The organism is Arthrobacter sp. SlRoot2-15, assembly GCF_059739345.1.
The window spans coordinates 1664257-1675992 of the sequence record NZ_AP046058.1; the positions used below are offsets into that span (position 1 = coordinate 1664257).

An 11736-nucleotide genomic window follows, 5' to 3' on the forward strand; every position below is an offset into this window, starting at 1 on the left:
GGACTTGGAATGATGGGGCCTGTCTCCATCAACTGGAAAGTTGCCTGAGGCCATTGACGAAGGCTGGCGTCAGGGCCATTATTTCCCCTAGACGACGCTGGGGCGCTGTGGCACGAGGAGCCGCGCCGTGGACAGGCAACCGTTTCTAAGTTCATTCGAGGGACGCGTGCGGGGCGTCAATCCCGCCGCAGCAACCCGACGCAGCAACCCGGCCAGACGGTGCCGGCCATGATGACAGCGGTGTTGCGCCTGGTCCTCCAGTTCCGGCTGTTGGTGCTGGCCGTGGCCGCGGGAATCCTCGCTTTTGGGCTGACGACACTCCCCGGTATGGCCGTGGACACGTTCCCCGAATTTGCGCCGCCGCAGGTCGAAATCCAGACCGAGGCCCTTGGGTTGTCCGCGGCGGAAGTCGAACAGCTGGTCACCTCGCCGATGGAGGCCGACCTGCTCAACGGCGTGGCCTGGGTGGAGGCAATCCGCTCCAAGTCGGTGCCCGGACTGTCCTCGATCCAAATGGTTTTCAAACCGGGCACAGACTTGTTCCGCGCGCGCCAGCTGGTTTCGGAGCGGCTGACGCAGGCGCGCGCCCTGCCGAACGTGTCGGCAGCACCGGTCCTCATGCAGCCGCTCTCCTCGACCAGCCGGGTGATGATGATCCGGCTGACCTCCACCGACATGTCGGCCATCGACATGTCGGTACTCGCCCGCTGGACCATGAAACCCGGCCTGCTTGCCGTGCCCGGCGTCGCAAACGTTGCCATCTGGGGCCAGCGCGACCAGCAGCTGCAGGTCCTGGTTGACCCGGCACAGCTGGCAGCCAAAGGCGTGACGCTGGACGAGGTCATCAAGACTACCGGCAACTCCGTCTGGGTCTCGCCCCTGAGCTACCTCGAGGCCTCCACCCCGGGCACGGGCGGCTTCTTCGAAACGGGGCACCAGCGGATCGGCGTCCAACATGTCCTGCCCATCGCGTCCCCGCAGGACCTGGGCCGGATTCCCATTGAGGGAGCCAACGGCAGCCTCACGCTCAAGGACGTTGCCACGGTCGCAACGGACCACCAGCCCCTGATTGGCGATGCCCTCCTGGGCAAGGACGCCGAGCTGCTGCTGGTCATCGAGAAGTTCCCGGAGACCAACACGGCGGCCGTGACGAAGGGCGTGGATGAGGCCCTCAAAGCGCTCCAGCCCGGCTTGCCGGGCGTCAAGATCGACACCACCGTCTACCGGCAGGCGGACTTCGTCCAGGAGGAAACCGGCAGCCTAGGCATCGCGTTGCTGATCACGCTGGTGCTGATCGTGGCCATGTTCGGCGCATTCTTCCGCTCGTGGCGCGCCGCCGTCATCAGCCTGGTCACCATACCGGTCGCGCTGTCCGCGGCCGCGCTGCTGCTGTACGCGCGCGGCACCGGGATGAACACGATGGTCCTGGCCGGGATGGTCCTGGCGCTGGCCGTCATCGTCGGTGACGTGGCCGAGGATCTCAACGGCCTCGCCGGGCTGAGGGTTAAAGACCCGGGGGGCCACGAGCGGGACAAGGAGTGGAGGGTGGCCTTCATTCCGGAGGCCATGCGCTCGGTCCGGACACCGTTGCTCTACTCGCTGTTGATCATGGCGCTAGGCGTCATGCCGGCGTTCTTCGTGGCGGGCGAGAACGGGGCGCTGTTCGGCCCGCTTGTCCTGAACTATCTGCTGGCCCTCGTGATCGCCACAGTCGTGGCGCTCACGGTTACGACGGCGCTGGCGTACTACCTGCCGGCAGGTTCCGCCCCGCGCCGCGACCACGCCGCCCTGGCTCGGCTTGAGGGCGGATACGGCAGGCTCGAATCCCGGGTGACCACAAAGGCCCGGTGGGTCTTCGCGGCCTCCGCCGTGGTGGCGCTGGCCGGACTTGCCCTGGCCCCGCAGCTGGCCGGTTCCCGCCCCGTGGTGCCCGTCCTGGCCGACAGGACCCTAGTGGTGCACTGGAGCGCGGCGGCCGGCACCTCGGACCAGGAAATGAGCCGGATCACCGAAGCGGCCGCCGTCGAGCTGCGCGCCCTGCCGGGGGTCGCGAACGTGGGCGGACATGTGGGCCGCGCGGTCACGTCGGACCAGGTCGGTGACGTCAGCTCGGGTGAGCTGTGGGTCACCGTGGATCCGGACGCGTCCTACGGCGACACTGCGGCCGCCATCGGGCAGGTCGTCGCCGGGTACCCCGGCCTGACCAGCAAAGTTTCGACCTATCCGCAGGAGCGCATCGACCAGATCCGCGAGGCCGGCGACAACGGCTTCGGGGTGCGGGTCTTCGGCCTCGACACGGCGGTCCTCCGGCAGAAGGCTGCAGAGGTGCAGCAGATCCTGGAGCACACCGCCGGCGTCGTGAATCCCCACATCGACGCCCCCGTGGAACAGCCGATCGCGGAGGTCAAGGTGGACCTCGCGGCTGCGCAGAAGGCCAGCATCGTGCCCGGTGACGTTCGACGCGCGGCAGCAGCCCTGCTGCAGGGCATCGAAGTTGGAAACCTCTACGAGCAGCAGAAGGTCTTCTCGGTGATCGTGAAGGGGGCGCCGTCAACGCGGAACAGCCTCGACAGCGTCCGCGATCTGATCATCGACACCCCCAACGGCGGGCATGTCCGCCTTGGCGACGTGGCCCAGGTAACGATGGTGGGAAACGAAGCCGCGATCCTGCACGAAGACACCTCACGGCGCATCGACGTGAAGGCCGAAATCCAGGGCCGTTCCGTCGCCGACGTGCAGCAGGACATCAACACCAGGCTGCAGCAGATGCAGTTCCCGCTCGCCTACCACGCCGAGGTCCTGACCCGGTACGCACAGGTGCAGGGCAACTACCAGTGGCTGTGGATCCTGGCCGCCATTGCGGCGGCCGGCGTGCTGGTGCTGCTGCAGACGGCGGCCGGCGGCTGGAAGCTCGCCGGCATGATCTTCCTGGGCCTGATCCTGTCCCTGTCCGGTGGAGTGCTGGCTGCCCAGGCCTCAGGCTCGGTCAATTCGCTGGTTTCGCTCGTCGCCTTCGCGGCCGTGCTGGGGATCGCCGCCCGCGGCGCCCTCCTGCTGCTGGGAGCGGTCCGGGTCCTCCGGGCCAAGGACAGCGCCGCCCCGTGGCCCAACCTGGTGCTCCGGGGCGCGCGGGAACGGATGGGACCCACCCTCATGACCGCTTTGATGGCCGCGGTAATGCTGCTGCCGCTGGTCCTGATGGGCGGCGTCGTCGGGACGGAGATCATCCTGCCACTCGCCGTGATCATCTGGGGCGGGCTGCTGACGACGACCCTCTTCATGCTGTTCGTTATGCCCGCTGTGCTTCTTCGGTTCCAGCCGATGGAAGCGCTAAGCCCCCGGACCGGCAGGGGCCCCCTGGACCGGCCCGGAAGTCAGGATGTGCCATGAACCCGACCGCTTCGCGCCGGCGCCGAAAGTCCGCCGCGCTGGCCTTTGCCGCAGTCCTGGCGCTGGCTGCCGCAGGCTGCGCCAAGATCGAGGAGGCCGCACCACCCAACGGCGACCCTGCCGTCCTCGCGGCGGTTCCGGGCACTGACCTGCACCGCATCACCCTGACCGAGCGCGCCGTCGAGCGCGTCGGCCTCAAGACGGATGTGACGGCCATGGATCCGCAGACGCAGAAGCTGAGCGTCTCCTACTGGGCCATCCTGTACGACAGCACCGGCAAGACCTGGGTCTACACCAATCCCGAGCCCCGCGTCTACGTGCGCCAGGGGATCACCGTCGAGCGGGTCAACGGCGCCGTCGCGCTGCTGAGCGAGGGGCCCGCGGCCGGCACCGTGGTGGTCACCACGGGAGCCGAGGAGCTGTACGGCGCCGAATTCGATACGGCGCACTGACATGCGCTGGCTCATCGGCATCAGCCTGCGGTTCAGGACCATCGTCGTGGCCATCGCGTGCGCGGTGATGCTGCTCGGCTCACTGCAGCTGGGCTCCGCCTCCGTGGACGTCTTCCCCGAATTTGCGCCGCCCCGGGTGGAAATCCAGACCGCGTGCCTGGGGCTGACCGCGGAGGAAGTCGAGCAGCTGGTGAGCGTCCCGATCGAGGCAGCGGTGGGCGGCATGCCGGGCCTGGACGAGGTGCGGTCCAAGTCCGTGCCGCAGTTGTCCTCGATCGTGCTGATCTTCCATCAGGGTACGGAGCTGCTCAACGCGCGCCAGTTGGTGTCGGAGCGGATGGCGGCCGTGACGGCGGCCCTGCCCACCTGGGCAGCCCCGCCGGTGATGCTGCAACCGCTGTCCGCCACCAGCCGGGTTATGAAGATCGGGATGACGTCTGCGGACCGGTCCCTGATCGAGATGTCCATGCTGTCCTACTGGACCATCCGGGCGCGGCTGCTCCGCGTCCCGGGCGTAGCCAATGTGGCCATCTGGGGCGAACGCCTGCAGATGCTGCAGGTCCAGGTGGAACCGGACAAACTCAAGGCCCAGAACGTGTCGCTGAACCAGGTCATGGAAGTCACCGCCGGCGCCCTCGACGCCGGGCTGCTGAAGTACTCCCCGGGACGGTTCATCGGCACGGGCGGCTTCATCGACAGCCCGACCCAGAGAATGGGGGTCCGGCACGTCCAGCCCATACAGACGCCGGCCGACTTGGCCCAGGTCACCCTCCGGGAGAAAGACGGTGTGGCGCTGCATCTGGGCGACGTCGCCCAGGTGGTGGAGGACCACCAGCCGCTGATTGGGGATGCCGTCATCAACAACGGGCACGGGCTCATGCTGATCGTCGAGAAACTGCCGTGGGGCAACACCCTGGACGTGACCAAAGGCGTGGAAGAAGCCCTGAAAGAGCTCCAGCCGGGGTTGAGCGGGATCAGCTTCGACACCACCATCTTCCGCCCGGCGAGCTTCGTCGAGGAGTCCATCTCCAACCTCAGCACCGCCCTGCTGCTGGGCTGCCTGCTCGTCGTCCTGATCCTCGGCGCTTTCCTTTTCCAATGGCGTACGGCCCTGATCAGCCTGATCGCGATTCCGCTCTCGCTGCTCACGGCGGCCCTGGTGCTCTATTTCACGGCCAGTTCCATCAACACGATGGTCCTGGCCGGCCTGGTCATCGCCGTCGGCGTGGTGGTGGACGACGCGATCATCGACGTCGAAAACATCATGCGCCGGCTGCGGCAGCACCGTGCCCGGGGCAGCGACGAACCGGCGGCCTCCGTGGTCCTGAAGGCCTCCCTCGAGATGCGAAGTCCGATCGTGTACGCGACCCTGATCATTGTGGTCGCCGCCGTGCCGATCTTCTTCCTGGACGGACTGACCGGCGTCTTCTTCCGGCCGCTGGCCATCACCTACACCCTGGCGGTCCTTGCCTCCATGCTGGTCGCCCTGACCGTGACGCCGGCCCTGGCCCTGATCCTGCTGGGCAACGCAAAACTGGAGAAGCGGGACCCGCCGCTGGTGCGGGTGCTCAAGCGCGGCTACCACGCCGTGCTGTCCCGGATCATGAACCGTCCCCGTTTCGGCTACGCGGGCTTCGCGGCCCTCGCCGTCGTGGGCCTGGCGATCACCCCGCTGATGGGGTCGTCGCTGTTTCCGACGTTCAAGGAACGGGACTTCCTGATGCACTGGATCTCGCAGCCGGGAACCTCGGCGGAGGAGGAGTACCGGATCTCGCAGCGCGGCTGTGCAGAGTTCCTCAAGGTGCCGGGCGTGCTGAACTGCGGCACCCATATCGGGCAGGCGTTCGCTGCCGACGAGATTGTGGGGGTCAACGCCGGCGAGCACTGGATCAGCATCGACCGCCACGCGAATTATGACGAGACCCTGGCCGCCGTCCAGGAAGTGGTGGACGGCTACCCGGGACTTCACCGCGACGTCCAGACCTATCTGAAGGAGCGGATCGAGGAGGTCCTGACCGGGGCCAGCGAGCCCGTGCTGGTCCGTGTATTCGGTGACGACCTGAACGTGCTGCGGGAACAGGCCCAGCGGGTCAAGAAGATCCTGGATGACATTCCGGGCACCGACGACGCCCATGTGTCGCTCGAGGTCGAGGTGCCGCAGATTGCGGTCACGGTGGACCTGGCCGCAGCGCAGAAGTACGGGCTCAAGCCCGGGGACGTGCGGCGGGCGGCGGCGACGCTGGTGGCCGGCGAAGAGGTCGGCGACGTCTTCCGGGACGGGCGGGCCTACGACGTGCAGGTCTGGAGCACCCCGGCGACCCGTTCCAGCGTGACCAGCATCGAGGATCTGCCGATCGACACCCCCAGCGGGCAGCGCGTCCGGCTGGCCGACGTCGCCGCCGTCAAACTGCAGGCGACGCCGAACCAGATCGACCGCACCAACGGGTCCCGCCGGGTGGAAGTGGGATCATTCCTGGACAAGGGCGCAGACATGGGGGTGGTGGTCGGCCAGGTGCAGGACCGGCTGGCCGCCCTGCAACTGCCGGCCGGCTACAGCGTCCAGCTGCTGGGTGAGTTCACCGAGCGCGAGGCCGCGACGAACCGCCTCATGATCTTTGCGGTGGCGGCCCTCGCCCTGATCCTGCTGCTCCTGCAGACCTCGTTCCGCAGCTGGCGGCTGGCATTTCTTTCGCTGTTGACGCTGCCATTTGCCCTGGTCGGCGGCGTGATGGCTGCATACATCTCCGGCGGGGTCCTGTCCCTGGGCTCGGTGGTCGGGTTCCTCACGGTCATGGGGATCGCGGCTCGCAACGGCATCCTGCTCATCAACCACTGCCAGCATCTGGAAAAGCACGAGGGACAGGCGTTCGGCCGTGCCCTGGTGCTGCGCGGGGCCGGGGAACGGCTCTCGCCGATCCTCATGACCACGCTCGCCACCGGGCTGGCCCTGGTGCCACTGGTGGTCATGGGCGCTGTCCCGGGCCATGAAATCGAACACCCCATGGCCGTCGTCATCCTGGGCGGCCTGGTCACGTCAACGCTGCTCAACCTGTTTATTGTGCCGTCGCTCTATCTGCGTTTCGCCAGATCGAAGAAGGAGCGCCTGGCCGCCACACCCGGGGTTGCCGGCTGACACCCGACGCTCCCGGCGATCACCACCAAGAAGAGGACAGACCGATGTTTCGTATGCAACGTGCCGCATTCACTTGCCTCATCGCCCTCCCGCTGTCGTTCCTTGCCGCGGGCCCCGCCGCGGCCGGCACGGCGGACTGCGGGCCGGGCTCGCTGCCCGAGTTCAACGCCGCTGACTTCCCCGGGCACCCCTCGATTGACAACAAATGGCTTCCGATGGAACCGGGAACGCGGTCGGAGTTCTCCGGCACCGTCACGGACCTCAGCTCGGGGACCCCGGAAACCCACGAGCACCGGGTGGTGTCCATCGTGACCGGACTGACCAAGAAGATCGATGGCGTTTGGACCGTGGTCCTGTGGGACCGGGACTACTCCGACGGGATCCTGGCGGAGTCGGAACTGGCTTTCTTCGCCCAGTCCAAGCACGGTGACGTATGGCTCCTCGGTGAATACCCGGAGGAGTTCGACGCCGGCCGGTTCTCCGGCGCCCCCAACACCTTCATCTCGGGCCTGGACGATGCGCACGGAGGCTTCGCCATGCAGGCGCACCCCAGGGAAGGAACGGACGCCTACACCCAGGCCTCGGCCCCCTCGATCGATTTCCTCGACTGCGCCCGGGTGGTGGACCGCAACGGATCCACGCTGAAGATCGACGAGTTCAACCCGCTGGACGGTGCGGCCGTCGGCCACCAGCAGAAGTATTACCGCGCCGGCGTCGGAAGCTACAAGGTCACCGCGTCCGGCGGGGACAGCCAGGAAGTCCTCAACCTGGACAGGACGGTCACGCTGGATGCCAAGGCGCTGGCCAGCGCCAACGACCGGGCGAAGGCGCAGGACCGCCACGGCTACAAGGTCAGCCCCGACATCTACGGCCAGACCCCCAGGGCCGTCGAACGGTAGCGCCCGGCGACTGGCCGCGGGCCGCAAAACCCCGTGACGCACAAAAACCCCCGGCTTCCTGTCACCAGGAAGCCGGGGGTTTTTCCACTCTTCGCTAAAAGAGTGGGCCCTGTGGGGATCGAACCCACGACCCACGGATTAAAAGTCCGATGCTCTACCAACTGAGCTAAAGGCCCCCGCCGACAGCCTCAGCCGGCGGAAAATCCGCCGTTGACAGGCACGTCGGCCCAGTCCATTTCTGGACGTTAACACTGTACCCCAGACACAGGCGGCCTTTGACACCCGGGCCGACACGCCGTCGTCGGAGGCTGCGGCGCCGTCGTCCAGCGGCCGAACACCATGCTCGATTCCCGGAACGCACAGGAGTAGCGTGGGGGCATGAGCGAGCAAGCAGGAGCCAGCAGCCCCGGACCGCACCGTCACCACAAGCCCAAGCCCTTTGCCCCGATCGATTTTGAACCGTTCGCCGGCGGGGCGGACCCGGCGCGGGTCTCCGAGGCCGCCCATCTCGCGGCACAGGCGCTCGTGCGGCGCGGTCGGGACAGCGACGACCCCAAGGTCACCAAACGGCTGGTCAAACTTGCCGACGAACAGGGCCTGGACGCCATCGCCGAAATGTGGGCGGAGAGCCCGGCGCGGTCCCTGCCCGGCGCCCTCTGGCGGCTCTACGCCCTCCGCGCGGCGACGATCCGGGACCCGGAACGGATTTCCGTCTACTTCAAGGCGGGCAAGGACACCGCACAGGTATCCCACGTGGTGGCGGGTGCGGCAGAACCTCCCGGCGCCGAGGAGATGAAGTCGATGGCGGACGCCATCCTCTCCGGCGCCTTCGACGGCGAGTTCGACGTCGCGCTGGAGCGGTCCGCGGCGTTCTGCCGGGTGGTGGCGCTGGGCCAGGCCACCCTTGCCGACGGCGCGGAGCACAGCAACGAGAACCATGCGAGCAAGCTCACGCGCAATTCCCACCTGCTGGTCAAGACCGCCGAGGACCTCGAACACGCAGCCAACGCCTGGCGGCTGGGCGAGCTGGACTGACTCCAAAGCCGGCCGGCGGCCCGCAAATCAGGCCTTTTAGCCCTGCCCGGAGGCACTGTCAATACGCATGCCGGGCCCGTGCTGTCAATGTTGACTTGGGCCTGCCGACGTAGAAAACTGAAGGCGGTGTCGAACCGCGAAACCCCCGGGCTTCAACAATTAGCCGCCTAGAGCGGCCTACCGCCGAGAGGCGTATCCGGTTCGGCACCATTTTCATGCCCTGCCGGGCGGACGGTTTCCAGCCGTTAATTCCCGGGCGGTAAAGTAATCCCCATGCGCGGGTCATCGTCACGTTCCAGGGCCGGCAGACAACGCCCGTGTACGCCTCGTCCGGAGACCGGTAACCCCACGTGAAGCTGCGCCTTTTCCCCCAGGAGCCCGCAGGGCTGAACCTGCTGTCCCAGATGGCCCACCAGATCGCCCTCGCCACGGGAACCCTTTCGGAGATCCTCGGCGCGCCCGCCAGCGAGCATTCGCGGCTCGTGGAGGACATGCACGACCATGAGGCCAAGTCCGCGGAACTGCATTTTGCCCTCCTGACCCACATGCGGACCAGCTTCCTGAACCCGCTCCCCCGCGAGGACATGTACGCGCTCTCCCGCTACCTCAACGAGGCAATGGAGAAGCTCGACGCCGCCGCCGACCTCGTCTTCCTCTACAAGCTGGAACGGCTCCCCAAACGCGCGGCGGACCAGCTGGAAATCATCAGCCGACAGGCCGAACTCACGGTCGACGCCATGCGCCAGCTGAACAACCTTGATGACCTCGAGGATTACTGGATCGAGGTCCTGCGGCTCACCAAGCGCGCCGAGCGCACCCACCGGGTCTGGGTAGCGGACATGCTCAAGGACATGAAGTCGGCCCAGTACGCCCGCAACCGCGACATCGCGGACCAGCTCGTGGAAGTCACCAAGGACATGCGGCGGATCGCCACGCAGGTGGGCAGCATCATCGTCAAGGAATCCTGAGGTGTCCCTGGCCCTCTTTGCCCTGGTGGTCCTCTTCGCCGCGGCATTCGCCTTCCTCAACGGCTTCCGGGACGCTTCGTCCTCCGTTGCCCTCGCGGTCCGGACCAGGGCCCTGACCCCTACCGTCGCGGTGCTGCTGGCCGGGATGTTCAACTTCATCGGCGCCGCCCTCAGCGCGGCGATGGCGCTGACGGTCAGCCGTACCTGGGTGGCCCTCCCGGCCGGGGCCAACGGGCTGACCATCCTGATCGCCGGACTGCTCAGCGCCGTGCTGTGGGGCGTCTACACCTGGTGGCGCGGCATTCCCTCCTCCTCCACGCACGCCCTGGTGGGCGGCCTGGCCGGCGCCGGCGTCGCCAGCGTGGCCGTGGGCGGGAACTCCGTGGCCGGAGCGGACCAGTCGCTGCTGTTCCAGGTGGTGCTGCCCCTGCTGATCTCCCCCCTCATCGCCTTCGTGGGCGCCTACCTGCTGGTCTGGCCCGCCACCTGGGCGGCCCGGTACACCCCGCCGAATGTGGTGAACAACAGGTCCCGGCGGGCGCAGGCCATCGCCGCGGGCGCGGTGGCCTTTGGGCACGGCCTGCAGGACGGCCAGCGCACCAGCGCCGTGCTCATCCTGGCGATGCTGGCCGCCGGGCTGCCCGACGGCGGCTCCACACCCGCGTGGGTGGCGCTCCTGACGGCCGCCATGCTGACGGCGGGCACCCTCGCGGGCGGCTGGCGGATCTCCTACACGATCGGCTACCGGCTGGTGCGGATCGATCCGCTGCGCGGGTTCGTAGCCCAGCTCTACAGCAGCGTCATCCTGCTGGTGGGCGCCATCGGACTGCACTGGCCGGTTTCCACCACCCACACCGTGACCTCGGCCGTGCTGGGGGCGGGCACGAACCAGGGTTATGCCGGGACGAACCGGCGGCTGGTGGTCCGGGTGCTCGCCTTCTGGGCCCTGACCCCGCTGGTGACGGCGGCGGCGGCGTTCGTGCTGGAACTCGCCCTGTCCCCCCTCACCGGGTTCTAACCCCCGCCGACTGCTGGTTATCCGAAGCGGCCGGAGACGTAGTCCTCGGTGGCCTTCACGGTGGGGTTGCTGAAGATGGTGTGGGTGTCACCGTATTCGATCAGCTTGCCGGGCTTGCCCGTGCCCGCGATGTTGAAGAATGCCGTCTTGTCCGAGACGCGGGCGGCCTGCTGCATGTTGTGGGTCACGATCACCACGGTGTATTCGTCCTTGAGCTCGTTGATGAGGTCCTCAATGGCGAGCGTGGAGATCGGGTCCAGGGCCGAGCAGGGCTCGTCCATCAGGATCACCTGCGGCTCCACGGCGATGGCGCGGGCGATGCAGAGGCGCTGCTGCTGGCCGCCGGAGAGTCCGGACCCGGGCTTGGCCAGGCGGTCCTTGACCTCGTTCCAGAGGTTGGCGCCGCGCAGGGAGCGCTCCACGAGGGAGTCGGCCTCGCCCTTGGAGATCTTCTGGTTGTTCAGCTTCACGCCGGCCAGCACGTTGTCCCGGATGGACATGGTGGGGAACGGGTTGGGCCGCTGGAACACCATGCCGATCTGCGAACGGACCGTCACCGGGTCCACGCCGGGGCCGTAGAGGTTGTCGCCGTCGAGCAGCACCTCGCCTTCCACCCGGGCGCCCGGGATGACTTCGTGCATCCGGTTCAGGGTGCGCAGGAAGGTGGACTTGCCGCAGCCGGAGGGGCCGATGAAGGCGGTGACCGACTTGGCGTCGATGCTGATGTTGACGTCCTCGACGGCCAGGAATTTGCTGTAGTAGACGTTCAGGTCTTTGACGTCGATGCGCTTAGACATGCTGTTCCTTCACTTGTGGAGATAGGGACCGGGTGCCGGCGGGT

8 protein-coding genes and 1 tRNA gene are annotated in these 11736 nt (G+C 67.5%); 7 read left to right on the forward strand and 2 right to left on the reverse strand.

The window, feature by feature from the left end:
- Nucleotides 1-228 precede the first annotated feature (228 nt).
- From AC6I9V_RS07570 to AC6I9V_RS07585, 4 genes are read left to right on the forward strand one after another with little or no spacing between them, the layout of a single operon-like run.
- Nucleotides 229-3390: an efflux RND transporter permease subunit gene (locus AC6I9V_RS07570; RefSeq protein ID WP_497898937.1), complete on the forward strand. Its 3162-nt coding sequence runs from the start codon at nucleotides 229-231 to the stop codon at nucleotides 3388-3390.
- A complete protein-coding gene (locus AC6I9V_RS07575) occupies nucleotides 3387-3842 on the forward strand; it encodes a hypothetical protein (RefSeq protein ID WP_497898938.1) in 456 nt (151 codons plus the stop codon). Before AC6I9V_RS07570 ends, AC6I9V_RS07575 begins: the two co-directional genes overlap by 4 nt.
- A gap of 1 nt (nucleotide 3843) precedes the next feature.
- Nucleotides 3844-6975 carry an efflux RND transporter permease subunit gene (locus AC6I9V_RS07580; protein WP_497898939.1) on the forward strand — a complete coding sequence of 1044 codons (3132 nt, stop codon included), beginning with the start codon at nucleotides 3844-3846 and terminating at the stop codon, nucleotides 6973-6975.
- Between the two features lie 44 nt (nucleotides 6976-7019).
- Nucleotides 7020-7874, forward strand: a complete 855-nt coding sequence (locus tag AC6I9V_RS07585; protein ID WP_497898940.1) for a hypothetical protein — start codon at nucleotides 7020-7022, stop codon at nucleotides 7872-7874.
- A 103-nt stretch (nucleotides 7875-7977) separates the two neighbouring features.
- Here the strand turns inward: AC6I9V_RS07585 and AC6I9V_RS07590 are convergent.
- Nucleotides 7978-8050 (reverse strand) — tRNA-Lys (locus AC6I9V_RS07590).
- A gap of 202 nt (nucleotides 8051-8252) precedes the next feature.
- Between AC6I9V_RS07590 and AC6I9V_RS07595 the strand changes: the two genes are divergently transcribed.
- The 3 genes from AC6I9V_RS07595 to AC6I9V_RS07605 all read left to right on the forward strand — a co-directional run bounded on the left by AC6I9V_RS07595 (nucleotide 8253) and on the right by AC6I9V_RS07605 (nucleotide 10895).
- Nucleotides 8253-8909 carry a hypothetical protein gene (locus AC6I9V_RS07595; RefSeq protein ID WP_349413472.1) on the forward strand — a complete coding sequence of 219 codons (657 nt, stop codon included), beginning with the start codon at nucleotides 8253-8255 and terminating at the stop codon, nucleotides 8907-8909.
- 350 nt (nucleotides 8910-9259) lie between these two features.
- On the forward strand, nucleotides 9260-9877 hold the full coding sequence (locus AC6I9V_RS07600) for a DUF47 domain-containing protein (protein ID WP_138767758.1): 618 nt from the start codon (nucleotides 9260-9262) through the stop codon (nucleotides 9875-9877).
- A 1-nt stretch (nucleotide 9878) separates the two neighbouring features.
- Nucleotides 9879-10895 carry an inorganic phosphate transporter gene (locus tag AC6I9V_RS07605; RefSeq protein ID WP_497898941.1) on the forward strand — a complete coding sequence of 339 codons (1017 nt, stop codon included), beginning with the start codon at nucleotides 9879-9881 and terminating at the stop codon, nucleotides 10893-10895.
- 17 nt (nucleotides 10896-10912) lie between these two features.
- Here AC6I9V_RS07605 and pstB read toward each other — a convergent pair whose 3' ends face one another.
- Nucleotides 10913-11692: a phosphate ABC transporter ATP-binding protein PstB gene (gene pstB / locus AC6I9V_RS07610; RefSeq protein WP_138767760.1), complete on the reverse strand. Its 780-nt coding sequence runs from the start codon at nucleotides 11690-11692 to the stop codon at nucleotides 10913-10915.
- Nucleotides 11693-11736 lie beyond the last annotated feature (44 nt).

Excerpts from the sequence above, each read along its gene's own strand:
- AC6I9V_RS07570 (WP_497898937.1), top strand. The coding sequence starts at position 229 with ATGATGACAGCGGTGTTGCGCCTGGTCCTCCAGTTCCGGCTGTTGGTG.
- AC6I9V_RS07575 (WP_497898938.1), top strand. The coding sequence starts at position 3,387 with ATGAACCCGACCGCTTCGCGCCGGCGCCGAAAGTCCGCCGCGCTGGCC.
- AC6I9V_RS07580 (WP_497898939.1), top strand. The coding sequence starts at position 3,844 with ATGCGCTGGCTCATCGGCATCAGCCTGCGGTTCAGGACCATCGTCGTG.
- AC6I9V_RS07585 (WP_497898940.1), top strand. The coding sequence starts at position 7,020 with ATGTTTCGTATGCAACGTGCCGCATTCACTTGCCTCATCGCCCTCCCG.
- AC6I9V_RS07595 (WP_349413472.1), top strand. The coding sequence starts at position 8,253 with ATGAGCGAGCAAGCAGGAGCCAGCAGCCCCGGACCGCACCGTCACCAC.
- pstB (WP_138767760.1), bottom strand. The coding sequence starts at position 11,692 with ATGTCTAAGCGCATCGACGTCAAAGACCTGAACGTCTACTACAGCAAA.